Source organism: Pseudomonas sp. VS40 (assembly GCF_018587885.1).
GTDB classification, from domain to species: Bacteria; Pseudomonadota; Gammaproteobacteria; order Pseudomonadales; family Pseudomonadaceae; genus Aquipseudomonas; species Aquipseudomonas pergaminensis.
Genome location: NZ_JAGYWD010000002.1, coordinates 451,347 through 474,538, shown reverse-complemented (window position 1 = coordinate 474,538; position 23,192 = coordinate 451,347). Strand labels below are relative to the sequence as shown.

Sequence of the window (23,192 nt, the reverse complement as noted above, 5' to 3'; positions counted from 1 at the left end):
AACGGGGTGCGGGGTCAGATAACGCCGCGGGTTTTCAGGTTCTCGATGGCTTCGGCGCTGAAGCCGAGACGGTCGAGAATGGCTTGGCTGTGCTGCCCCAACGCGGGCACGGCATCCATGCGCGGGGTAAAGGCGGCATTGCGGGCCGGTGGCAGCAGTGACGGCAACGGCCCCGCCGGGCTATCGACTTCGCGCCAGCTGTCGCGGGCCTTGAGTTGCGGGTGGTCCCACACGCCTTGCATATCGTTGACACGTGCACTGGCGATCTGTGCGTCCTCCAGGCGCTGGATCACCGCTTCGGCGTCAAGCTGGGCAAAGCTGTCGACGATGATCTGGCGCAGCACCTCGCGGTTGGCCGAGCGTTTGAAGTTGGCGGAGAAACGCTCATCCGTCGCCAATGCCGGCGTGAGCAGCACCTTGTCGCAGAATGCCGCCCACTCGCGCTCGTTTTGCAGGCCCAGCATCACCGTGCCGCCGTCGCCGGTGGGAAACGGCCCATAGGGATAAATCGTCGAATGCGCAGCCCCGGCACGCGGTGGCTGGGGAGCGCCGTCGAACGCGTAGTACATCGGGTAGCCCATCCACTCCACCAGGCTTTCCAGCATGCTCACGTCGATGCGGCTGCCCTTGCCCGTCTTGCCACGCAACAGCAGCGCCGAGAGGATGCCGCTGTAGGCGTACATGCCCGCCGAGATGTCGGCGATGGAACAACCGGCCTTGGCCATCTGGTCTTCGCCGGGGCCGCCGGTCACCGAGAGAAAACCGCCCTCGCTCTGGATCAGCAGGTCGTAGGCCTTCTTTTTCTCGTAGGGCCCGCCTTCGCCGTAACCGGAGATATCGCAGACGATCAGGCGCGGAAAGCGCGCATGCAACGCCTCGAACGACAGGCCCATGCGGGCCGCGGCACCCGGCGCCAGGTTCTGCACCAGCACATCGGCGTCCGCCAGCAGGGTGTCGAGAATATCGCCCGCCACGTCTTGCTTGAGGTCAAGCGTGAGGCTTTCCTTGGAGCGGTTGGTCCACACGAAATGCGAAGCCAGGCCGCGCACGCGCTCGTCGTAGCCACGGGCAAAGTCGCCGGCACCCGGGCGCTCGACCTTGATCACACGGGCGCCCAGGTCCGCCAACTGACGGGTGCAGAATGGCGCGGCAATCGCGTGTTCCAGGCTGACAACGGTGATGCCGTCCAACGGTCGTTGATGAGTCATGACAGTTCCTTAAAGCCAGCCGGCCATGGACGCGGCGTTGCGCAAGTCCCAGACCTTTTCGATCAATCCTTCGGCCTGGGCCGAGGTGCGTGCGCCGCTGAACCGGGTGAGACGCTGGAATTTATCCGCCAATTCTTCGCGGCTCAGGGTGTTGCCCGGATCGCCCTTGGGCTCGTCGATGGCGCCGTGCAGCGTGCGGCCATCGAGGGTGGTGACGGTGACGCGGCCAAGCCAGCGTTGTGGGTAGGCGCGGTCGACGTCGGGGTCGAGGGTCATGCTGACCTTGTCGCGAAAGCGCGAGACGGCCGGGTCGGTCAGTGCCTGCTCATGAAATTCCGTGAGTCCGGCCTTGCCATGCACAGCGATCAGGCCCAGCACCGTGCCCATGGAAAATTTGGCCTGGTGCACACTGGTCGGCACGGTCACCCGCCCCAGCACATCGATGGCGCCCTGGTGCACGCGCGTTTCCACCTGGGCGATGTCGGCAGCGGCAAGGCCTTCGCGCTGCATCAGATCCAACAACGCATCGGCGGCAGGATGGGTGTGGCGGCACGAAGCGTGGAACTTGAATGAGGTTTCCAGCAGCGCCCAGCGGCTGCCGAGGTCGGCAGACAACCGGCTCGGCTCGGCATCACTGGACATGCCTGCCGCCAAGCCCTGGTCGCCTTCAAGGATATTGCGCGCGCCGGTCAGCCCATCCGCCGTCAGGTAAGCGGCGAGCAAACCATCTGCTGCGGCCTTGGCCGTGTGCAGTTGCTTGGAGTCCGCGGCGTCGCGCAAGAACTCCCACAGCCCGGCGGCCTGGGTGCCGGCGCTGCCGAGCAGGTTGATGAACTGCTCTTCGTTGAAATCCAGCAACTTGCCCACGGCAACCGCCGCCGCCAACGTGCCAACGGTCGCGGTGGTGTGAAAGATGCGGTAGTGGGAGCGGCCCATGAATTCGCCGATACGGATACCGGCCTCATAGCCGGCCACCGAAGCCAGCAGCAAATCGCGACCGGATCTGCCGAGGTCCTGAGCCGCCGCCAGCGCCGCTGGAAACACCACGGTCGCCGGGTGCAATACGGAGCTGTTGTGCAGGTCATCCTGCTCCACCAAGTGGGACGAAGCGCCGTTGACCAGCGCGGCAAAATACGCGCTGGTGCTGGCGCCATTGACGATCACCTGCGCTGGGCCGCTGCTCGGGCCCATCTTCTGTGCATAGCGTTCGAACAATGGAATCGGGTGCGCGCCTTGGCTCGCCAGCGCCGACGCCAGCCAATCCAGATACAGGTCTTCGGTGCGCGCCAGCACCTCTTCAGGCAGTTGCGTGTCGTTCAACTCGGCAAGGAACCGACACAAGGCTTGGGTATGGCTCATGGTCGCGCCCTCAGAAGCTGCGTGGCAGTTCGAGCAAATGCTCGGCCACGTAGGACAGGATCAGGTTGGTGGAGATCGGCGCCACTTGGTACAGGCGCGTCTCGCGGAATTTGCGCTCCACGTCATATTCACAGGCAAACCCGAAGCCGCCGTGGGTTTGCAGGCAGGCATTGGCCGCCTCCCAGGACGCCTTGGCGGCCAGGTATTTGGCCATGTTCGCGCTCGCGCCGGCATTCTTGCCGCTGTCGTATTCCTCGCAGGCGCGCCAGCGCATCAGGTCCGCCGCCTCGATCTCGATATGCGCTTCGGCAATCGGGAACTGCACGCCCTGGTTCTGTCCGATGGGTCGGCCAAACACCACGCGGTCGCGGGCATAGGCTCTGGCCTTTTCAATGAACCAGCGACCGTCGCCGATGCATTCGGCGGCGATCAGCGTGCGTTCGGCGTTGAGGCCATCGAGGATATATTTGAAGCCCTTGCCTTCCTCACCGATCAGGCTGTCCAACGGCAACTCCAGGTTGTCGAAGAACAGCTCGTTGGTCTCGTGGTTGACCATGTTGGCGATGGGCTGCACGGTCAGGCCGTTGCCGATGGCTTCGCGCAGGTCCACCAGGAAAATCGACATGCCTTCGGACTTTTTCTTCACCTCGGCCAGTGGCGTGGTGCGCGCCAGCAGGATCATCAGGTCGGAATGCTGCACCCGCGAGATCCAGACTTTCTGGCCGTTGATCACGTATTTGTCGCCACGTTTGATCGCGGTGGTCTTGATCTTGGTGGTGTCGGTGCCGGTGGTGGGCTCGGTCACGCCCATGGACTGCAGGCGCAATTCGCCGCTGGCGAGCTTGGGCAGGTAGAAGCTTTTCTGCGCTTCGCTGCCATGGCGCAGCAAAGTGAACATGTTGTACATCTGGCCATGCACGGTGCCGGAGTTGCCACCGCAACGGTTCACTTCTTCGAGGATCACCGAGGCCTCGGCCAGGCCCAGGCCGGAGCCGCCGTACGCTTCGGGGATCATCGCCGACAGCCAGCCGGCGTCAGTCAGCGCCTTGACGAAGGCTTCGGGAAAGCCTTTCTCTTCATCGATCTTGCGCCAGTAGGCTGCATCGAATTCTGCGCACAAGGCGCGCACGCCTTCGCGGATGGCATTGAGTTCTTCATTGTCATTGGGGTTCATGTAACGGCTCTCCGCCTGTTGTTCTTGGATTATTCGAAATGCACGTGGGCTTGCTGCGCCAGGCCATCGGCGTTGCCGGCCCACAGCTGTGCCACACCGGCTTCGGTCACGCGGCCGCCCACTTCAAAGGGTTGCGGCGCAATCAACGGGCGCACGCCGCGGTAGGCGAAACGGCGCAAGGTGGCGTCGGGGTGGGCACGGCAAAATGCGCGCAGGCTCAGGGTGGCGATCAGCGGGCCGTGCACCACCAGGCCTGAATAGCCTTCGGTGCCGGTCACATAGGGGTAGTCGTAGTGAATGCGGTGACCGTTGAAAGTCACGGCGCTGTAGCGAAACAGCAGGGTTGACGTGGGTTCGACCGTTTCTCGCCATTCGCCCGGCTCCAGCGCCTCACCACTGCCTGGCTTGGGCGGTGTGGGTTCGCGGTAGACGATGTCCTGTTCTTCACGGATCGCCAGGCGGCCCTCCTGGGAGTAGTCGTGGCGCACGGTGACGAACAGCAGCGAGCCGGTACGCCCGGTCTTTTCTTCCACTTGGGTGATGGTCGACACGCGGGTTGCCGCCTCACCGGCACGCAGCGCATGAATGAACTCAATACGCCCGCCCGCCCACATGCGATTGCGGTTGTCGGCCGGCGGCAGGAAGCCGCCACGGGCCGGGTGACCGTCGGTGCCCAGGGCGGCTTCCGGCAGCGGGTCCTGGAAGAAACACCACTGCCACAGCGGCGGTATAGCCGCGCCATCCGCGGGCACTGCCTCGCCGAAGGTGGCGGCGATGCGTTTGAGCAGGTTATGGCTGAGGTGGTCGTGGGCGGTCTCGCTTCGGCCGATCCAATCGGTGGCGCTCATCGGGTGCAGGTCCTCGGGTAGTGAGTGTCTGCCCCGGATCATGCAAGCGCGTGCCCGTTCTGAGAATTTGCATTTCAATAAACCAGCGTTCGGTTATGCTGAACGCCGTGCTCTATTACAACCCTATTCCCTGGAGCTGGGTTGCCCGCGATAGCGGTGTGTCAAGATGACCGCTATCGCCGGCAAGCCGGCTCCCACAGGTCTTAAGAAAGTCTGGGAGTCTTGCATGCACTTCGATCTGGCCGACCTGCGCCTGTTTATCCATATCGCCGAATCCCCCAGCCTGACCCAAGGCGCCAAGCGCGCGTTCCTCTCGCCGGCCGCCGCCAGTGCGCGAATCAAGGCCCTCGAAGGCCAGCTCGACACGCGCCTGCTGTACCGCGACAGCCGTGGCGTGGAAATCACCCCGGCCGGCGAGCGCTTGCTGCACCATGCGCGGCTGATCATGCGCCAGGTCGACTACCTCAAGAGCGAATTCACCCAGTACGGCGTGGACTCGGCCGGGCACATCCGCATCTTCGCCAACACCACGGCGGTCACCGAATTCTTGCCCGAAGTGCTGGCGGGGTTCCTGTCGCAACGGCCCGGCGTGACCGTCGACCTGCAGGAACGCCTGTCCCGCGACATCGTACGCGGCGTGCTCGATGGCACCAGCGACATGGGCATTATTGCCGGGCCTGTGGAAGCGGCGGGTTTGCAGGTGCTGCATTTCAGCACGGATGAATTGGTGTTGATGGTGCCGGTCGGCCACCCGCTGGCGGAGCAAGCCTCGGTGACCCTGGAACAGACCCTCGCCTACCAGCATATCGGCCTGCATGAAGGCAGCACCTTGCTGAGCTTCTTGCGCGAACACGTCGAGCGGCTGGGCAAGCATTTGTCGCTGCGTATCCAGGTCTCGAGCTTCGAGGCGATCTGCCGGATGGTCGAGGCCGGCGTGGGCATTGGCATCATTCCGGAGTCCGCCGCTGTGCGCCACAGCCGCACCATGCAATTGGTCGCGGTCAAGCTCGACGAGCCCTGGGCGATTCGCGAACGCAGCATCCTGGTGCGGGAGCTGGAGGCGTTGCCCGGCACCATTCGGGCGTTGATCGCCACGTTGATGCCGCAAAGCGCCTAAGCTGATCAGTCACCTTACCAAAGGAGTCAGCCCATGCAGCTTGAAGGTTCCTGCCATTGCGGCGCCGTGACGTTCAGCCTCGACAGCGCCCACCCCTACCCGTACCAGCGTTGCTACTGCTCGATCTGTCGCAAAACCCAGGGCGGTGGCGGTTATGCGATCAACCTCGCCGGCGATACCCAAAGCCTGAAGGTGCGCGGGCGCAAACTCATTTCGATCTACCACGCCAGGCTCAAGCCCGAAGGCGCCAGCCGTGCCCATGCAAGCACTGCCGAACGGCACTTCTGTTCGCAATGCGGCAGCGCCTTGTGGTTGTTCAGCCCGGAGTGGCCGGAGTTGATCCACCCGTTTGCCTCGGCCATCGACACGCCGTTGCCGGTGCCGCCGGAGCATACGCACCTGATGCTGGGGTCGAAGGCGCCGTGGGTGGAGGTCACGGTGCGCAAGGGTGACCTGCAGTTCGAGGAGTACCCTGAAGAGTCGATCGCCCAATGGCATGAACGTAACGGCCTGAGCCGTTAACAGTCTTTGACAGTTTCTCGACAAAGCTGCCAAAGACCGCTGGGCGTTGCGCCCCTAGCATTCGAGCATCCAAACCACCTGCCGGGTGCTCTTCATGCTTCGCACATTGCGCGGTATTCCGTTGCTCGGTTGCCTGTTGGGCAGCCTTGGCTGCCACGGGCAACCCCCCGCCCCGCCGCCGATCCCCAAGGGCGACTACAGCGCGATCATCCGCTACCTGCAAACCCGGATTCCCCGCGACATGGCCCAGGCCAATGTGCCCGGCTTGTCGATTGCCCTGGTCAACGGCCAGGAGTTGATCTGGGCCCGTGGGTTCGGCATGGCCGACAAAGCCCTGGGCCTGCCGGTAACGCCGAACACCGCCTTCCGTGCCGGTGCGATCTCCAAGCTGCTCACCGCCAGCGCTGCCCTGCAACTGGTTGAACAGCAGCGGCTGGCACTGGATGCCCCGATCCAGCAGACTTTGCGCGAGTTCTATGTGCGCTCGCGCTTCCACACCGACCAGCAGGCCGCTGACCGTGACATCACCTTGCGGCGCCTGCTCAGCCATCAATCCGGCTTGCCCAGTGAACACCTGCGCGACCTGCGCAACAGCTTCGCCATGGGGCAGATGCCCATGCGCGTGTCCGGCGTTTGGCTGAGCACACCGCCTGGCACGCAGGTGGCGTATTCCAACCTGGGTTATGCGCTGGTGGGCGCAGCCATCGAGCGCAGCAGTGGCAAGGACTTTGAAACCCAGCTGCAACACAGTCTGCTCAAGCCACTGGAGATGCACCACACGAGTTTTGTCGGCACCGCCGCGCAAGTAGGCTATCGCGCCCAGGGCTATCAGGAGGGCATCGCCAGCACCGATGCACAGGTGCGCGACTTGGCCGCCGGTGGCGCGTGGGCCAGCCCCAAGGACCTCAGCCATTACGTGCAGATGCTGTTCGGCGAAGGCCTGTACAAGGGCGATCGGGTGATGGCCCGTCGTTCCATCGATGAAATGTTCACCCAGCAGAACACCGGCAACGCCCTCGACTTCGATTGCCAGATCGGCCTGGCGTGGTTCCTGGCGCCGTGCGGTGACGAGCCGATCGGCCCTGGGATTCGCACCTACCAGCACAGCGGCGGCGGCGATGACTTTGCCGCACAACTGACCCTGCTGCCCGACCAGCAACTGGCGGTGATCATCATGGCCAACGACAGCAATGCCGAAGACCTGGTCGCCACACTGGCCACCGACACCCTGCGCCTGATGCTCCAGGCCCACACCGGCGAGCCCGTGTGCAGCGACGACTGCCAGGCGCCCCGCCATGGGCTCAAGTTGCGCCAGGTGCCGGCTGCCATCGACCGCCAGCGCCTGGCCGGGTTCTACGCGACTGCCTGGGGCGTGTTCCGCATTCGCGATGACGCCAATCGGCTGCACGGCGAACTCGCCGGCTATGACTTCGAGCTGCTGCGTGACGATCACGGCTGGCTGCGTGCGCAAAAAAAGGTCCTGGGTTTCTGGCTCAAGGACCTCGGTGAGCTCGGCCGCATACAACTCGACGTGATCACCGTGCAAGGCCGGCAGATGCTCACCGCGCGCAGCCACGGGCAGCGCATCGCCATCGGTGAACGCATCCAGCCACCGCCGCTGCCCCTGGCCTGGGCCGACACCGTCGGCACTTACCAAGTGCTCAACACCCATGAACCCGACGCGCCGTTGAGCGGCATCAGCGTGCGCCTGGAAGACGGCTTCCTGGTGATCCGCGGCCAACTGCATGACGAACCGCTGACCGACTACATCCTGCTGCCCGTGGACAACGCCCACGCCGTACTCGCCGGCAACGGCTATGGCCTGGGCGACACCATCAGCCGCCAAGTCAACGGCCTGAGCGCCTCGGGCTACTCCTTCAAACGCACCCATCCACCCCTGAGTTTCTAACCCCCATGAAAACCCTGATGCCCTCCAAACACCTCTGCCTGTCCATCACCTCACTGTGCTTGCTCGCAGGCGCCAACCCAGTGCTGGCAGAGGACTGGACCTACACCCTCAAGGCCGGCGCAGCCAACCTGCCACGCTACAGCGGCAGCGACGAACGCATGACCGCGCCCATTTTCGGCGGGGCCGTGGTCAGCCCCTGGGGAATCTTCCTCGACACCGACAAAGGCCTGGGCTGGGGCTACGAAGGCAATGCGTTGAGCTTCAGTGCCTACGTCGGCGCCAGCGCCTCACGCAAGGACAAGAACGAGTCAATGCACGCCGGCTCCAAGCGCCTCAGGGGCATGGGCGAAATCAAGTCACGCCCGCAAGTGGGCGTGAGTGCCAGCTACAACCTCGGCAGCGCAATTGTCGGCGCCACCCTGGAACATGCACTCAAGGAAGATGACCACAAAGACAGTGGCAAGGCGTTCACCCATTTGGAACTGAGCCTGGGCACGAACCTTTACGAAGGCCGCTACGGCTCCGTGGATGCCAGCCTCAGCAGCCATTTTGGCGACCGCGACTACCTGCAGACCTGGTACGGCGTCACCACCGGCCAAGCCGCCCGCAGCCGCTTCAAAGCCTACAAGGCTGGCGCCGGCAACATCAGCAACGGCCTGAACCTGTCGTGGAGCTTGCCCATCAGCGAACACACCCAGTTCTCGACCTTGCTGGACGTACAATACCTGGCGGACGAAGCCGGCAAGAGCCCCATTGTGGAGCGACGGTTGCAGACCTCAGTGATGGGCGTTTTGGAATACACCTTCTGACCGGGTAACCCAATCAAACACTGTAGGTGCTGGCTTGCCAGCACCTACAAAACCGCGTACCCACCGGTACCCACGATGCGAAGCGAGCCGCTCTTGCTCTCGCTCTTGCTCTTGCTTTTGATCTTAGGCGCCCCGTCAAACACGCTGGCCGAAATTCGACAGGGATTTGGGGGGTAAACCGGCAGGGATGCCGGTTTAGCCGCCCCGCGCCATGGATGGCGCGTGGCGGCGGCCCCCCAAATCACTGTCGGATTACGGGCACACCGAGCCTAGGCGAGGTGCCGAGTGTTGGGGCAAGAGCCCTTTGGTTACTTTGGGGCTCTTTTCCAAAGTGACCCGCCGTAAGGGCGGAACCCATATAAGCCTTTACCTAAATAACGGATATGTACCCGATCAGATCCAGCATCCAGGTCGGCTGTCAGGTCGTCTTCGCAGGCAAGCCAGCTCCCACATTTGGATCGCGGGGCGACAGTTAGTTTGTGGTCGGCTGTCAGGCCGCCTTCGCAGGCAAGCCAGCTCCCACATTTGGATCGCGGGGCGACAGTTAGTTTGTGGTCGGCTGTTAGGCCGCCTTCGCAGGCAAGCCAGCTCCCACATTTGGATTGCGGGGTGATAGTTAGATTGTGGTCGGCAGTCGGGCCGCCTTCGCAGGCAAGCCAGCTCCCACATTTTTAGATCGCGGGGCTACAGTTAGAGCGTGGTCGGCTGTCAGGCCGCCTTCGCAGGCAAGCCAGCTCCCACATTTTGAATCGCGGGGCAACAGTTAGAGAGTGATCGGCAGTCAGGCCGCCATCGCAGCAAGCCAGCGCCTACAGTGACTCGGCATACGCCCAAGTCATCCGAAACGACGCCCCACCCCATTCCGAATCCAGCACCTGCACCTGGCCGCCATGCCACTGCGACACCCGCTGCACCAACGCCAGGCCCAGCCCAAAGCCACCCGTGCGACGATCACGGCTAGCGTCCAAACGCATAAAGGGCTGGAAGATCTTCGCACGGCCTTCCTCCGGCACACCCGGCCCGTCGTCACACACCCGCACTTCATAGCCACTGCCAAACTTGACCAACGACACTTCGACGCGGCGGTCGGCATAGCGAATAGCATTGCGCAACAGGTTGATCACCGCACGTGCCATAAAGCGCGGTTCGATCTGGATAAAATCCACCTCGCACGTGCGCAACGACAGCTGGATACCCGCCGCCTCGGCCTCCAGGGCCACGCTGCCAATCACACTGTCGAGCCAGCTGTGGGCCTCGATGCGCTCGCGGGTGACCTGGGTGGCGCCGCGCTCCAGGCTGGCGTAGGTGAGCAGTTCGGACACCATTTCTTCCAGCTCACCCAGGTCGGCGTACATGTCGGCGATCAATTCGCCGCGCTGACGCGGGTCGGTTTGTTGCTTGAGTTGGTCGAGCTCGAACGACAGCCGCGCAATCGGCGTGCGCAGTTCGTGGGACACGGCGTTGGTGAGTTCGCGCTGGTTGGCGATCAGGCTTTCGATGCGCTCGGCCATCTGGTTGAAGTGCCCGGCCAGTTCGCGCACGGTGGAGCGGCGTGGCAGCAGGATGCGCGAACTCAGGTCGTTGTCACCGAACCGTTGCGCCGCCAGGCGAATATGCTCCAGGTCGCGCCAATGCGGGCGCACCCAGAAATACAGCACGATCGCCAGGCTCAGCCCCAGCAGGCTGTAGGCCCATAGGTACAGCCATTTGGGTTCTTCGGGCAGCTTGATATTAAGCAGTTGCGGGCCGCCATCGATATTGGCGATAAACTCCATGAAGTCGCCCCGCACCACCAACTGCCCGGCCGCCAGCAACTGTTGCTCACGCTGATCAAGCGCAAGTTCATCGCGCTGCACCAGCTTGAGGTGCAGGCCGTAATGGGGTTGCAGCTCGGCCAGGCGTGCCTGACGGGCGTCACCCAGCAAGGGCCGCAACTGCTCGACCAAACCATAGGCCGGCCCGCGCAAGGCTTCGCGGTTATAGGTTTCATTGGCTTCGGGCAGCAGCTCGTCGAAGGTGTAGTTGACCAGCCAGATCGCCCCCGCCAGGCCCAGCGCCAGGATGATGTACAGGCGGATATAGAGCCGCAGCATCTATGCCTCCCACGCGAACGGGTTGAACAGGTAGCCCTTGCCCCAGATGGTCTTGATGCACACCGGCTCGCGGGGGTTGTCGTTGAGTTTGCCGCGCAGCTTGCTGATGTACACATCGACGCTGCGGTTGAGCCCGTCGAAAGCGATGCCGCGCATGCGGTTGAGGATGTCATCGCGGGACAGGATCGTCCCCGAGTTGCTCGCCAGCAGCCACAGCAACTCAAACTCCATGGTGGTAAGGTCGATGGTGTCCTCCCCCAGGCTGACCACCCGGCAACTGCGATCGATGGCCAGCCGCCCGAAGGCCAACGACCCGCGCACGGTCGGCTCCGGGGCCTGGCGCCGTTGCAGGGCGCGCAGGCGGGCCAGCAGAACCGGCGGCTTGATCGGCTTGATCACATAGTCGTCGGCCCCGGACTCCAGGCCGAGGATATGGTCCAGGTCGTCTTCCTTGGCCGTAAGGATCACGATCGGCGTGTCGGACACTGCGCGAATCCCTCGGCACACATGCAGGCCGCTCTGGCCGGGCAGCATCAAGTCGAGCACGACGATCTTCGGCTTGAAGTCCAGGAACGCGGCCAGGGCTTCGTCGCCCCGGTGCTCCACGCGCACCTCGAAACCATGCTGCGACAGGAAGTGCGCAATCAGCCCCGCCAGTTTTTCGTCGTCCTCAACGAGCAACACCTTGCCCAGTCCCAGGTTTTCCATAAGTTCTCAGTGTGCAGACGCGGATTGAAGAGCGGGCATTATAGGTGGCAAGCTGGGCAACTAAAGTAGCTGGCCAGCACCGGCCGACGAAGCTTCATGCTTTTAAGAGTTTTTAACAAATAACCTGCAATCTTTAACGCCATGTACAGGGAGTTGTATGCGCAAGGATTACCTGGCGTTTTTTGTTTCGCTGTTCCTGTCGCGGCTGGCGGACCAGATTCTGCTGTTTATCGTGCCGTTGATCGTATTCCAGACCACCCAGAGCGTTGCGTGGGCCGGGCTGGCGTTCTTTGTCGAGTCGCTGCCCCGCTACCTGGCGTTCCCGGTGTGCGGCGCGTTGTGCGACAAGTTCGCGCCGGTGCGCATCCTGCATATCAGCCAGGTTTACCGCGCGCTGGCGTGTGTACTGGCGGTCGCCTTGTATGGCGTGTTTGACGGTATCCACTGGATCGTGCTGCTGTCGGCCCTGTGCGGGGTGCTGACGACCCAGGGCATCATGGCGCGGGAAGTGCTGATGCCGCATATCTTCGAGCAGTACAGCTATGCCAAGACCCTCTCCTATTCACAGATCGCCGACCAGAGCGGGCTGGTGCTGGGGCCTCTGGTGGCGGCGTTGATGCTTGAAGTATGGGCCTGGCACTGGGTAGTGCTGGGGGTGGCCGTGCTGTTCTTACTGGCCGACCTGGCGATGCGGATATGGCAACGCTCCAGCACGGTCAGCCTGGAGACCTTCGAGCAGCACCGGGATATCTGGCTGCGTCCGCTGAAGGTTGCTATTGGCCATATCCGCAGCCTGCCGGAGTTGAAACGGGTCATTACCTTGGCTGTGGGCGTGAACCTGATCATCGGCGTCACGCTGGCCACGTCTGCGGCGATAGTGACCGGCCAGTTTGCACAGGACAAGGACACCTACGCCCTGCTGCAGGCAGCCGGCGCACTGGTCACGATCGGGATTCTGTTTTACCTGGCGCGGGCGGGCCTACCCTTGAAGGTGCTGGGCGGCGTGTCGTATTCGATGATCGGCGTGGGTGCAGTGATCATGGCGGTCAGCCCCGGCGTGTGGTTGTACGCTGTGGGTTTCCTGCTGGTCACCGGCTTTGACAAGATGTTCAACGTCTACCTGCGCAGCACCCGTCAGCGCGTGATCCCCGTGCAGGACTTTGGCAAGACCGTGGGCGTGATCACCCTGCTCAACAACCTGCCGCAACCCTTGGCAGGCCTGGCAGTTGCGCTGCTGGCGGCGCCGTTGGGCACCCAGTCGGTGATCCTGCTGCTGGCCGGAATCACCGCGTTGCTAGGCGTGGCCGTCGCCTCAGGCTGGCACGCCACTGTGAAAGCGGAACTCGATGTCGGGTGACTCGATCAGCTCCTGCTCCGCCGCCCTCACCCGCTCGATCACCTGGGCGATGTCCTTGGCGTCACCGTACTGGTACGCCAACTTCAGGTAGCCCTGGAAGTGCCGGGCCTCGCTTTTCAACAGGCCAAAGTAAAACTTGCCGAGTTCTTCGTCCAAATGCGGCACTAGCGCTTCGAAACGCTCGCAACTGCGCGCTTCGATAAAGGCGCCGACCACCAGGGTGTCCACCAGCTTCACCGGCTCGTGGCTGCGCACCACTTTGCGCAAACCGGAGGCATAACGCCCGGCGTGCAGTTGGCGCAGTTCGACTTTGCGCTTTTTCATCAGGCGCATGACCTGTTCATGGTGCACCAGCTCTTCGCGGGCCAGGCGCGACATCATGTTGATCAGGTCCACATGGCTGTAGTACTTGGCGATCAGGCTCAAGGCGGTGCTGGCGGCTTTGAATTCGCAGTTCTTGTGGTCGATCAGCAGGGTGTCCTGATCGGCCAGCGCGGCCTGGACCCAGGCGTCAGGGGTGCGGCAACCGAGGAATTCGTGGATTTCTGGCAGGTTCATCGGGCTCACGGGCAAAAGGATCACAAAAGGCCGGCGATTATACCGACCCCGCCGCAGACCACCAGCCACCGGCCTTGATGTGCATCAACATGACGTGCGCCAGCCAGCAACTATAGTTGTTCCAGGCCCACCCTTTTTGGAGATCCCGACCATGCAAGCCATCCGCAGCATCCTGGTGGTCATTGAGCCCGAGCATTCGGAAAGCCTGGCCCTCAAGCGTGCCAAGCTGATCGCCGGGGTCACCGGCGCGCACCTGCATTTGCTGGTCTGCGACAAGAAGCACGAGCACTCGGCGCTGCTGGCCCTGCTGAAGTCGGGCTTGCAGGAAGACGGCTACAGCGTCAGCACCGAGCAGGCGTGGAATGACAGCCTGCATGAAACCATAATCGACGTGCAGCAAGCCGAAGGCTGTGGGCTGGTGATCAAACAGCACTTTCCAGACAGCCCGCTGAAAAAAGCCCTGCTCACGCCCGCCGACTGGAAATTGCTGCGCTACTGCCCGACGGCAGTGCTGCTGGTGAAGACGGCGACGCCGTGGATGGGCGGCGTGATCCTCGCGGCGATCGATGTGGGCAACACCGATGGCGAGCACCGCTCCCTGCACAATTCGATCATTGACCATGGCTTTGATATCGCCAGCCTGGCCAAGGCGCAGTTGCACGTGATCAGCGCCCATCCGTCGCCGATGTTGTCGGCAGCGGACCCGACGTTCCAGCTCAAGGAAACCATCGAGGCGCGCTACCGCGAGCAATGCAAGGCGTTCCAGGCCGAGTTCGATGTGGACGACTCGCACCTGCATATCGAGGAAGGCCCGGCGGACGTGCTGATCCCCTTCGCGGCGCATAAATGGCAAGCGGCGGTGACGATCATCGGCACCGTCGCGCGCACCGGGATTTCCGGGGCGCTGATCGGCAATACGGCGGAGGTGATACTGGATGCCGTGGAGAGTGACGTGCTGGTGCTAAAGCCACAGACGCTGATAGATCACCTGGAAGAACTGGCTACCAAGCCCTGATAGCAAACCTTCCGGCAATGAAGATCTCCTGTGGGAGCGGGCTTGCTCGCGAATGCGGTGGTTCAGTTATTGATGATGTAACTGATAGACCGCATTCGCGAGCAAGCCCGCTCCCACATTTGGATGTGTGGTTTTAGCCTGTAAACGCATCCTTGAGGAAGCTTGGCGCGATATAACGCTGGTAATGCGCCTCGGACAGGATAAAGAACTCCCGATCAATGGCATCGCGCAGGTCCGGCAAGGGCCAGTCGCGGAACTCCGGAAGCAACACCATGCCGTAGGCCTCCAGGTTGTTGATCACCCGTGCCCCACGAGCGATCAACTGGTAGGCCCAGCAGTACTCGGACTGGTGCGGCACGAAGCGGATCTTGCGCTGTTCCAGCTGGCCGCGCAGGGTCTTGGGGTCGAAAACCTCCAGTTTGCCGGCCATTACCTGCACCAACAGCTGCTCCAAGCGCAGCCAGACCGCACGTTTTTCCTCTTCGTTATAGCCATTCCACTGGATCACTTCATGGTGGAAACGCTTGCAGCCACGGCACACGAGATCGCCATAGACCGTGGAGCACAGGCCGACGCAGGGGGTCTTGATGGTTTGGTTGGACATGGGCAACGGCACGCAAATCAGCGAAACAATGCGCCATGTTAGCCCTTTGTCTAACCTTCATCACCCTGCAAACTTGGCGAGGCAACTTACCTTTAGAAATTTTTTGCCGTAGAATCATCCGGCCTTGTAAGGCGCCAATAATCCGCTGGAAGCTGTTTTCAAAGCGTCACGAGCACAGTCGTTCCTTCAGAACGGTGTTGGCGATGGTCAATGACTCGGTAGGTCAATGCCCTCGCCAACCCTCATCAGCTCCGTTCTGCAGGCGTAAAACTTTGAAAGCAGCTTCTGTGAGGAATGCCGGCAGCGCTGGCTTTGCGGCCCAAAAAGCCCCCGAGCGCATGCGTGCCGTTCATTTCTGGATGAGCGTCCCGTGGGACCACTGATGAGGGTAATAACTGTGCTTGAAGCCTACCGCAAACATATCGAAGAGCGTGCAGCCCTGGGTATTGTTCCCCAGCCGCTTAACGCCGAACAAACCGCAGGCCTGGTCGAGCTGCTGAAAAATCCTCCGGCTGGCGAAGAAGAATTCCTCGTTGACCTGATCACCAACCGCATTCCACCAGGCGTTGACGAAGCTGCCTACGTCAAGGCCGGTTTCCTGTCTGCCCTGGCCAAGGGCGAAGCCACTTCCCCCCTGATCGACAAGAAACGCGCCGTTGAACTGCTTGGCACCATGCAAGGCGGCTACAACATCGTGACCCTGGTCGAGCTGCTGGACGACGCCACACTGGCACCTGTCGCCGCTGCCCAACTCAAGCACACCCTGCTGATGTTCGATGCGTTCCACGACGTGGCTGAAAAAGCCCGTAACGGCAACGAGCACGCCAAAGCCGTGATCCAGTCCTGGGCTGACGGCGAGTGGTTCCGCAACCGCCCTACCCTGGCCGACAAGATCAGCCTGCGCGTCTTCAAGGTCACTGGCGAAACCAACACCGACGACCTGTCCCCTGCGCCTGACGCCTGGTCCCGTCCAGACATCCCGTTGCACGCCCTGGCCATGCTGAAAATGGCCCGTGAAGGCATCGTGCCGGACGAGCAAGGCAAGACCGGCCCGATGAAGCAGATCGAAGAAATGCGCGGCCAAGGGTTCCCGATCGCCTACGTCGGTGACGTGGTCGGTACCGGTTCCTCGCGTAAATCGGCGACCAACTCCGTGCTGTGGTTCTTCGGCGACGACGTGCCCTACGTGCCGAACAAGCGCGCTGGCGGCTTCTGCTTCGGCAGCAAGATCGCTCCAATCTTCTACAACACCATGGAAGATGCGGGCGCACTGCCAATCGAGTTTGACGTCAGCAACATGAACATGGGCGACGTGATCGACCTGTACCCGCACGCAGGCAAAGTCTGCAAGCACGGTACCGACGAAGTCATCACCACCTTCGAAATGAAGACCCCGGTGCTGTTGGACGAAGTCCGCGCCGGCGGCCGTATCCCGCTGATCATCGGCCGTGGCCTGACCGACAAGGCGCGTGCCGAACTGGGCCTGGGCCCAACCGACCTGTTCAAACTGCCAGAAGCACCTGTCGACACCGGCAAAGGCTTCACCCTGGCACAGAAAATGGTCGGCAAGGCCTGCGGCCTGCCAGAAGGCAAAGGCGTTCGTCCTGGCACCTACTGCGAACCGAAGATGACCACCGTCGGTTCCCAGGACACCACCGGTCCTATGACCCGTGACGAACTGAAAGACCTGGCGTGCCTGGGCTTCTCGACCGACTTGGTGATGCAGTCGTTCTGCCACACCGCGGCCTATCCAAAGCCGATCGACGTGACCACCCACCACACCCTGCCTGACTTCATCATGACCCGTGGCGGTGTATCGCTGCGTCCAGGCGACGGCATCATCCACAGCTGGCTGAACCGCATGCTGCTGCCGGACACCGTGGGTACCGGTGGTGACTCCCACACCCGTTTCCCGATGGGCATCTCGTTCCCGGCCGGTTCTGGCCTGGTCGCGTTCGCCGCAGCCACTGGCGTCATGCCATTGGACATGCCGGAATCGATCCTGGTGCGCTTCAAAGGCAAGATGAAACCTGGCATCACCCTGCGTGACCTGGTTCATGCCATTCCTTACTACGCGATCCAATCGGGTCTGCTGACCGTAGAGAAGAAAGGCAAGAAGAACGCCTTCTCCGGCCGCATCCTGGAAATCGAAGGCCTGAACGACCTGACGCTGGAACAGGCTTTCGAGCTGTCCGACGCCTCGGCTGAACGTTCGGCTGCCGGTTGCACCATCAAGCTGTCGAAAGAGTCGATCACCGAGTACCTGAACTCCAACATCACCCTGCTGCGCTGGATGATCGGCGAAGGCTACGGTGACCCTCGCACCCTGGAACGTCGCGCCCAAGCGATGGAAGCCTGGGTCAAGAACCCTGAGCTGATGGAAGCCGATGCCGACGCGGAATACGCTGAAATCATCGAGATCGACCTGGCCGAGATCAACGAGCCGATCCTCTGCGCACCAAACGACCCGGACGATGCCCGTCTGCTGTCGAGCGTTGCTGGCGAGAAGATCGACGAAGTGTTCATCGGTTCGTGCATGACCAACATCGGTCACTTCCGCGCTGCCGGTAAGCTGCTGGAGCAGGTCAAGGGTCAGCTGCCAACCCGTCTGTGGCTGTCGCCGCCGACCAAGATGGACGCTCACCAGTTGACCGAGGAAGGCTACTACGGCATCTACGGCAAGGCTGGCGCGCGCATGGAAATGCCGGGCTGCTCGCTGTGCATGGGTAACCAGGCACGTGTAGAGCCGAATTCGACCGTGGTATCGACGTCGACCCGTAACTTCCCGAACCGTCTGGGTGACGGCGCTAACGTCTACCTGGCTTCGGCCGAGCTGGCGGCAGTGGCTTCTACCCTGGGTCGCCTGCCGACCGTCGAAGAGTACATGGGCTACGCGGCGAAACTGGACACCATGGCCAGTGACGTTTATCGCTACCTGAACTTCGACCAGATTGCTGAGTTCCGCAAGATCGCAGCTAGCGCCAACATTCCGGTGATTCAAGCCTAAAGTGTTGATGTGAAGAGGCGCCGCGTATCGTGAGGTACGCGGCGTTTTTTTATGCCTGGGATATGGGTGAGACCGGGTACATATCCGTTATTTGGGTAACGGCTGGTATTGGTTCCGCCCTTACGGCGGGTCACTTTTGGAAGAGCGCCAAAAGTAACCAAAAACGCTTAGCCCCAACACTCGGCACCTCGCCTAGGCTCGGTGTGCCCGTAATCCGCCAGGTATTTGGGGGGCCGCCGCCCCGCGCCATCCATGGCGCGGGGCGGCTAAACCGGCATCCCTGCCGGTTTACCCCCCAAATCCCTGCCGAATTCCGGCCAGCGTGTTTAATGGGGCGCCTAAGATCAAAATCAAAAACAGAGCCAGAGCCAGAGCCAGAGCCAGAGCCAGACCCAGAGCCAGAGCCGTTTGATATCTGCCTGATGTAGGAGATCTAAATGGTGGGAGCGGGCTTGCTCGCGAAAGCGGTGCGTCAGCAATTACATATCTAACTGATCCACCGCTTTCGCGAGCAAGCCCGCTCCCACATTTGGACCGAGACCAGCTTCCAGAAGCCGGTCGGCTACCAGGCCGCCGCGCTTTTGCTTTTGATCTTCGGCGCCCCGTCAAACACGCTGGCCGAACGCAGGCTTGAATCCGTGGGTAACCCGGCAGGACGCCGGGTTAGCCGTCCTGGGCCAAGGATGGCCCATGACGGCGGCCCACGGATTCAAGCCGGAGTGAGGGCACACCGAGCCTAAGCGAGGTGCCGAGTGTTGGGGCGAAGCGTTTTTGGTTACTTTTGGCGCTCTTCCAAAAGTGACCCGCTGTAAGAGCGGAACCAATTTTAGCCGTTACCGCAGCAACGGATATGTACACCAACAGACCGCTATCGCAAGTAAGGTGCAGTCAGACAGACCACACCAGGCTCAAGCAAAAAACGAATAAACCACCGCACTGATCGCCACCAACCCCACCGCCGTGACAAACACATTGGACGCCTGCCCACGGTACTTGGCCATGGCCGGCACCTTACGGATGGCATACATCGGCATCAGAAACAGGATCGAAGCAATGATCGGACCACCCAGCGCCTCAATCATCCCGAGAATGCTTGGGTTCAACGTGGCAACGATCCAGCACACCACCAACATGAACGCCGCCGTCATCCGGTCCAGACGCTTGGCCTCAGGACGACGACCAGTCTTCAGCACCAACCCCTTGAGCCCTTCACTCGCACCGATGTAATGCCCCAGGAACGACTTGGCAATCGCCACAAACGCAATCAACGGCGCTGCAAACTCGATGGTCGGGTTATTGAAGTGGTTGGCCAGGTACGACAGGATCGACAGGTTCTGCGCCTTCGCTTCGGCCAACTGCGCCGGCGACAGGGTCAGCACGCAACTGAAGACAAAGAACAGCACCATCGCCACCATCAACAGGTGCGCGCGGGAGAGGATCTGCGAGCTGCGCTCATCAGCGTGGATCCCATACTGGCGCTTCTGGTCAACCGCAAAGGCCGAGATGATCGGCGAATGGTTGAACGAGAACACCATCACCGGAATCGCCAGCCACAGGGTATTGAGCAGCGCGGACGGCGCCGGCACCACGCTGGCGGTGCTGAGGATGCCGCCGGTCCAGTGCGGGATCAGGTACACCGCCAGGAACAGCAAGGCGACGATAAACGGATACACCATCAGGCTCATGGCCTTGACGATCACTTGCTCACCGCAACGCACCACGGCCAGCAGGCCGAGGATCAGCACGAACGACAGGATCGCCCGTGGCGGCGGCATGATGTGCAACTGGTGCTCCATGAAGCTGCCGACCGTGTTGGTCAACGCCACGCTGTAGATCAGCAGGATCGGGAAAATTGCAAAGAAGTACAGCAGCGTGATCAGCGCACCGGCCGTGATGCCGAAGTGTTCTTCCACTACGTCGGTAATGTCGGAGCCTTCACGGCCGGACAAAACGAAGCGGGTCAGGCCACGGTGAGCAAAGAACGTCATCGGGAATGCCAGCAGCGCGAGGATCACCAGTGGCCAGAAGCCTCCCAGGCCCGCGTTGATCGGCAAGAACAGCGTGCCGGCGCCAATGGCGGTGCCGAACAGGCCAAGCATCCAGGTGGTGTCCTGGCGGCTCCAGCTCGTGAGGGTTGCAGGTGTCGTTGCATAGCGTTCGTCGACGCTATTGGCCTGATCATTCATCCGGTCGGATCTCCGCATTTACACGGCCGGGACGAGTCAGAAAAACCTGACAGGCAGCGCCCCGACCATAGAAGGGGCCGGATTGTCCGGGATTCTTCTGAATAAGCAAAGACTTAGCTGAGGAACGGTGGTGCGGTACAGGCACGCAGGGGCACCTGTACACAGCGGGTTTCGCGGCATGCGGCGGAATGTCGAATATACATTCCCGCACAAATCTATTTTAGAATCGCGCTCAAACCTGTAGTTTGAGCCCAGCGCCCACCGTTATCCAGAGAGCCCCGCCATGCCTCGCGTTTCCCGCAAACAAGCTGAACTCAACCGCGAAATCATCGTCGAGGCCGCCACGCATCTGTTCCGCGAACGCGGACTGCACGGTATCAGCCTGTCGGACGTGATGGCCGCCGCCGGCCTGACCCACGGTGGTTTTTACGGGCATTTCGCCTCCAAGGAAGCCCTGGCCACCGAGGCCTGCCAACAGGCGTTCGAGGTCGCGAACCTGGGCTGGCAGGCCAAGATCGACCGCAGCGAAGACCAACAGGCCGCCCGCCAGGCGGTGCTGGGGCCTTATTTGACCGCCTCCCACCGTGACAATCCCGGCGACGGCTGCCCAGTGTCGGCCTTTGCCCCGGACATGTGCCATGAACCCGCCGAGACGGCTTTGCAGCACACCTTTATAGACGGCGTGGAAAAGTCGCTGGAGATCTTCGCGCAGCTGGAGGACGGAGATCGTCAAACCCTGCTGGCCCAATACGCGATGATGGTCGGCGCAGTAACCCTGGCGCGTGCGACACGGGGCAATAGCCTGTCGGATGAATTCCTGGTGGCTGCACGAAATGCCCTTTTGCCCGTTGACAGCCCTTCGCCCGTCCCAGCATGATCGGGCCATGAACTTTATCCAGCTCGCCCTCACCCGTACCACCACCACGACCGCTTACGGCGGGTCGCGCGGTGGCTGTGGGTGCATGAGCTAGACACTTCACAGATTCAACCCAAGGCCCCGCCAGCAATGGACGGGGCCTTTTTATTGCTCCGCCCGCTGGCAATCACAAGGAGCAACACCATGGCTGACGCCCTGCTGATCATTGACATGCAAAACGGCCTGTACGATGGCCCGGAAAAGCCCTTCGAGCGCGAACGCGTACTCGCCACACTCAACCATCTGATCGGACGCGCGCGCGCTGCCGGCGCCCCGATCTTCGTGGCACGCCACACCGGACCGGCAGGTTCGCCGATTGAAGCCGGTAGCCCGCTCTGGCAGCTGTGGCCTGCGCTGCAGGTGGACGAATCGCGCGACCGCCTGTTCAACAAGACCCGCCCCAGCTGCTTCCTCGGCACGGAGCTGGAGCAGCAGTTGAGAGCGGCGCAGGTCAAGGAGTTGGTGATCGCCGGCATGAAAACCCAGTTCTGCATCGACACCACCTGCCGGGTCGCCGTGGAACTGGGTTTTTCCGTGGTACTGCCAGAAGACGGCCATACCTGCATGGACACACCGACGCTGAAGGCCAAGGCAATTATCGAGCATCACAATGCGACCCTGTCCGGAGCGTTTGTGAAGCTCACAAGCGCCGACGAGATCCGCTTTTGAGCGATCAAATACGGCATACTCCTCCCCTCAAACCCTTCAGGAAGAGCCTTCCGATGACCGCTACTGTTCTGGTCCTGGTTGAAACCATCAACGAATACCTGCCCATCATCGAGAGCAATGACTTTCATGTGATCCTGGCGCCGACACCGGCCGAACGCGCTGAAGCGATCAAGGCCCATGGCAGCCAGATCAAGGCGGTGCTGACCCGTGGCCCGCTGGGTTTGTACGCCGAGGAAATCGCCGCGCTGCCCCTGCTGGAGATCATCTGCGTGATTGGTGCCGGCTACGAGCACGTCGACCTGCAGGCCGCCAGCAATCGCGGGATCGTGGTCACCAACGGCGCCGGGGTGAATGCGCCGTCGGTGGCCGATCACGCCATGGCACTGCTGCTGTCGCTGGTGCGCGGCATCCCGCAGACCGACGCCGCCGTGCGCCGCAGTGAATGGCCCAAGGTGATGCGCCCGTCCCTGGGCGGCAAGCAACTGGGCATCCTCGGGCTGGGTGCCGTCGGCCTGGAAATCGCCAAGCGCGCGTCCCTGGGCTTCGGCATGGAGGTGAGTTACCACAACCGCCAGCCACGCGATGATGTGGACTACACCTACTGCGCAACTGCGGTGGAACTGGCGCGCACCTCGGACTTTCTGATCCTGGCCACACCCGGCGGCGCCAGCACCCGTCACCTGATCGATCGCCACGCCCTGGATGCCCTGGGGCCCAATGGCTACCTAGTGAACATCGGCCGTGGCAGCGTGGTGGTCACCGCCGATCTGGTGGCCGCCCTGGAGCAGCGCCGCATCGGGGGCGCGGCGCTGGATGTGTTCGATGACGAGCCGAAGGTGCCCGACGCTCTCAAGACGCTCAGCAACACCGTGCTGACCTCTCATGTTGCCGGCCTGTCGCCGGAAGCCGCCCACGACACCGTGCAGCGCGTGGCCGACAACCTGGTGGAATACTTCGCCGGCCGCCCAGTCCTCACGCCGGTCGCATTGCCCCCGCCCACTAAATGACCGATCAGGCACGCTGATTATCGTCCAACACGCTAACCTATTAAGCCGCCCCGACCTTGTCGCTGGGCGGCTGCGCGCATTAGATTAGGAAATAGTCCGAGGCCTTTAGAATAAGCAGAAGGGATA

General features: G+C 62.1%; 19 protein-coding genes. 10 read left to right on the top strand and 9 right to left on the bottom strand.

Annotated elements, in window-relative coordinates; genetic code table 11:
- Nucleotides 1–14: 14 nt before the first annotated feature.
- The 4 genes from KHP07_RS07170 to KHP07_RS07155 are packed head-to-tail and all read right to left on the bottom strand — an operon-like array spanning nucleotide 15 to nucleotide 4,589.
- The gene (locus KHP07_RS07170; RefSeq protein WP_214496879.1) at nucleotides 15–1,208 is read right to left on the bottom strand and encodes a CaiB/BaiF CoA transferase family protein; all 1,194 of its coding nucleotides are present in this window, start codon (nucleotides 1,206–1,208) and stop codon (nucleotides 15–17) included.
- A 9-nt stretch (nucleotides 1,209–1,217) separates the two neighbouring features.
- Nucleotides 1,218–2,567 (bottom strand): MmgE/PrpD family protein, encoded by a 1,350-nt coding sequence (locus KHP07_RS07165; protein WP_078048723.1) that lies wholly within the window; start codon nucleotides 2,565–2,567, stop codon nucleotides 1,218–1,220.
- 10 nt (nucleotides 2,568–2,577) lie between these two features.
- Nucleotides 2,578–3,741, bottom strand: coding sequence for an acyl-CoA dehydrogenase family protein (locus KHP07_RS07160; RefSeq protein ID WP_214496878.1), 1,164 nt, complete (start codon nucleotides 3,739–3,741; stop codon nucleotides 2,578–2,580).
- A gap of 29 nt (nucleotides 3,742–3,770) precedes the next feature.
- Nucleotides 3,771–4,589 (bottom strand): HTD2 family dehydratase, encoded by an 819-nt coding sequence (locus KHP07_RS07155; RefSeq protein WP_100490528.1) that lies wholly within the window; start codon nucleotides 4,587–4,589, stop codon nucleotides 3,771–3,773.
- 226 nt (nucleotides 4,590–4,815) lie between these two features.
- Here KHP07_RS07155 and KHP07_RS07150 point away from each other — a divergent pair, with 226 nt between their 5' ends.
- The 4 genes from KHP07_RS07150 (at nucleotide 4,816) to KHP07_RS07135 (ending at nucleotide 8,946) form a co-directional block, all read left to right on the top strand.
- On the top strand, nucleotides 4,816–5,706 hold the full coding sequence (locus tag KHP07_RS07150) for a LysR family transcriptional regulator (protein ID WP_078048726.1): 891 nt from the start codon (nucleotides 4,816–4,818) through the stop codon (nucleotides 5,704–5,706).
- Nucleotides 5,707–5,739: 33 nt separating this feature from the next.
- Complete coding sequence (locus tag KHP07_RS07145) at nucleotides 5,740–6,228, top strand: GFA family protein (protein ID WP_100490527.1); 489 nt, start codon at nucleotides 5,740–5,742, stop codon at nucleotides 6,226–6,228.
- A gap of 94 nt (nucleotides 6,229–6,322) precedes the next feature.
- Nucleotides 6,323–8,137 carry a serine hydrolase domain-containing protein gene (locus KHP07_RS07140; protein WP_214496877.1) on the top strand — a complete coding sequence of 605 codons (1,815 nt, stop codon included), beginning with the start codon at nucleotides 6,323–6,325 and terminating at the stop codon, nucleotides 8,135–8,137.
- Nucleotides 8,138–8,154: 17 nt separating this feature from the next.
- Entirely contained in the window at nucleotides 8,155–8,946 is a 792-nt protein-coding gene (locus KHP07_RS07135) for a MipA/OmpV family protein (RefSeq protein WP_250883482.1), read from the top strand.
- Nucleotides 8,947–9,755: 809 nt separating this feature from the next.
- Here KHP07_RS07135 and KHP07_RS07130 read toward each other — a convergent pair.
- Together KHP07_RS07130 and KHP07_RS07125 are read right to left on the bottom strand one after the other, a co-directional pair.
- Entirely contained in the window at nucleotides 9,756–11,039 is a 1,284-nt protein-coding gene (locus KHP07_RS07130; RefSeq protein ID WP_078048729.1) for an ATP-binding protein, read from the bottom strand.
- Entirely contained in the window at nucleotides 11,040–11,747 is a 708-nt protein-coding gene (locus KHP07_RS07125; protein ID WP_078048730.1) for a winged helix-turn-helix domain-containing protein, read from the bottom strand.
- Nucleotides 11,748–11,904: 157 nt separating this feature from the next.
- On the opposite strand from KHP07_RS07125, the gene KHP07_RS07120 reads away from it, so the two are divergent.
- A complete protein-coding gene (locus tag KHP07_RS07120; RefSeq protein ID WP_214496875.1) occupies nucleotides 11,905–13,104 on the top strand; it encodes an MFS transporter in 1,200 nt (399 codons plus the stop codon).
- Here KHP07_RS07120 and KHP07_RS07115 read toward each other — a convergent pair.
- The gene (locus KHP07_RS07115; RefSeq protein ID WP_214496874.1) at nucleotides 13,060–13,662 is read right to left on the bottom strand and encodes a MiaE family protein; all 603 of its coding nucleotides are present in this window, start codon (nucleotides 13,660–13,662) and stop codon (nucleotides 13,060–13,062) included. The genes KHP07_RS07120 and KHP07_RS07115 overlap by 45 nt on opposite strands.
- A gap of 151 nt (nucleotides 13,663–13,813) precedes the next feature.
- Here KHP07_RS07115 and uspL point away from each other — a divergent pair, with 151 nt between their 5' ends.
- On the top strand, nucleotides 13,814–14,677 hold the full coding sequence (gene uspL / locus KHP07_RS07110; RefSeq protein ID WP_099492848.1) for a universal stress protein UspL: 864 nt from the start codon (nucleotides 13,814–13,816) through the stop codon (nucleotides 14,675–14,677).
- A 133-nt stretch (nucleotides 14,678–14,810) separates the two neighbouring features.
- Here uspL and KHP07_RS07105 read toward each other — a convergent pair whose 3' ends face one another.
- Nucleotides 14,811–15,281: a DUF1289 domain-containing protein gene (locus KHP07_RS07105; protein WP_078048734.1), complete on the bottom strand. Its 471-nt coding sequence runs from the start codon at nucleotides 15,279–15,281 to the stop codon at nucleotides 14,811–14,813.
- 397 nt (nucleotides 15,282–15,678) lie between these two features.
- On the opposite strand from KHP07_RS07105, the gene acnB reads away from it, so the two are divergent.
- The gene (gene acnB, locus KHP07_RS07100; RefSeq protein WP_078048735.1) at nucleotides 15,679–18,288 is read left to right on the top strand and encodes a bifunctional aconitate hydratase 2/2-methylisocitrate dehydratase; all 2,610 of its coding nucleotides are present in this window, start codon (nucleotides 15,679–15,681) and stop codon (nucleotides 18,286–18,288) included.
- Between the two features lie 908 nt (nucleotides 18,289–19,196).
- On the opposite strand, the gene KHP07_RS07095 is transcribed toward acnB, so the two are convergent.
- Nucleotides 19,197–20,474, bottom strand: a complete 1,278-nt coding sequence (locus KHP07_RS07095; protein ID WP_214496873.1) for a serine/threonine transporter — start codon at nucleotides 20,472–20,474, stop codon at nucleotides 19,197–19,199.
- Between the two features lie 283 nt (nucleotides 20,475–20,757).
- Here KHP07_RS07095 and KHP07_RS07090 point away from each other — a divergent pair, with 283 nt between their 5' ends.
- The 3 genes from KHP07_RS07090 to KHP07_RS07080 all read left to right on the top strand — a co-directional run bounded on the left by KHP07_RS07090 (nucleotide 20,758) and on the right by KHP07_RS07080 (nucleotide 23,066).
- The gene (locus KHP07_RS07090) at nucleotides 20,758–21,351 is read left to right on the top strand and encodes a TetR/AcrR family transcriptional regulator (RefSeq protein WP_214496872.1); all 594 of its coding nucleotides are present in this window, start codon (nucleotides 20,758–20,760) and stop codon (nucleotides 21,349–21,351) included.
- Nucleotides 21,352–21,534: 183 nt separating this feature from the next.
- Nucleotides 21,535–22,059, top strand: a complete 525-nt coding sequence (locus KHP07_RS07085; RefSeq protein ID WP_214496871.1) for a cysteine hydrolase family protein — start codon at nucleotides 21,535–21,537, stop codon at nucleotides 22,057–22,059.
- Between the two features lie 53 nt (nucleotides 22,060–22,112).
- Nucleotides 22,113–23,066, top strand: coding sequence for a 2-hydroxyacid dehydrogenase (locus KHP07_RS07080; RefSeq protein ID WP_078048739.1), 954 nt, complete (start codon nucleotides 22,113–22,115; stop codon nucleotides 23,064–23,066).
- Nucleotides 23,067–23,192: the final 126 nt, after the last annotated feature.

Coding starts and splice junctions, on each gene's coding strand:
- KHP07_RS07080 (WP_078048739.1), top strand. CDS start 22,113: ATGACCGCTACTGTTCTGGTCCTGGTTGAAACCATCAACGAATACCTG.
- KHP07_RS07155 (WP_100490528.1), bottom strand. CDS start 4,589: ATGAGCGCCACCGATTGGATCGGCCGAAGCGAGACCGCCCACGACCAC.
- KHP07_RS07115 (WP_214496874.1), bottom strand. CDS start 13,662: ATGAACCTGCCAGAAATCCACGAATTCCTCGGTTGCCGCACCCCTGAC.
- KHP07_RS07120 (WP_214496875.1), top strand. CDS start 11,905: ATGCGCAAGGATTACCTGGCGTTTTTTGTTTCGCTGTTCCTGTCGCGG.
- KHP07_RS07085 (WP_214496871.1), top strand. CDS start 21,535: ATGGCTGACGCCCTGCTGATCATTGACATGCAAAACGGCCTGTACGAT.
- KHP07_RS07170 (WP_214496879.1), bottom strand. CDS start 1,208: ATGACTCATCAACGACCGTTGGACGGCATCACCGTTGTCAGCCTGGAA.
- uspL (WP_099492848.1), top strand. CDS start 13,814: ATGCAAGCCATCCGCAGCATCCTGGTGGTCATTGAGCCCGAGCATTCG.
- KHP07_RS07130 (WP_078048729.1), bottom strand. CDS start 11,039: ATGCTGCGGCTCTATATCCGCCTGTACATCATCCTGGCGCTGGGCCTG.
- KHP07_RS07125 (WP_078048730.1), bottom strand. CDS start 11,747: ATGGAAAACCTGGGACTGGGCAAGGTGTTGCTCGTTGAGGACGACGAA.
- KHP07_RS07140 (WP_214496877.1), top strand. CDS start 6,323: ATGCTTCGCACATTGCGCGGTATTCCGTTGCTCGGTTGCCTGTTGGGC.
- KHP07_RS07150 (WP_078048726.1), top strand. CDS start 4,816: ATGCACTTCGATCTGGCCGACCTGCGCCTGTTTATCCATATCGCCGAA.
- KHP07_RS07165 (WP_078048723.1), bottom strand. CDS start 2,567: ATGAGCCATACCCAAGCCTTGTGTCGGTTCCTTGCCGAGTTGAACGAC.
- KHP07_RS07160 (WP_214496878.1), bottom strand. CDS start 3,741: ATGAACCCCAATGACAATGAAGAACTCAATGCCATCCGCGAAGGCGTG.
- KHP07_RS07135 (WP_250883482.1), top strand. CDS start 8,155: ATGCCCTCCAAACACCTCTGCCTGTCCATCACCTCACTGTGCTTGCTC.
- KHP07_RS07145 (WP_100490527.1), top strand. CDS start 5,740: ATGCAGCTTGAAGGTTCCTGCCATTGCGGCGCCGTGACGTTCAGCCTC.
- KHP07_RS07090 (WP_214496872.1), top strand. CDS start 20,758: ATGCCTCGCGTTTCCCGCAAACAAGCTGAACTCAACCGCGAAATCATC.
- KHP07_RS07105 (WP_078048734.1), bottom strand. CDS start 15,281: ATGTCCAACCAAACCATCAAGACCCCCTGCGTCGGCCTGTGCTCCACG.
- KHP07_RS07095 (WP_214496873.1), bottom strand. CDS start 20,474: ATGAATGATCAGGCCAATAGCGTCGACGAACGCTATGCAACGACACCT.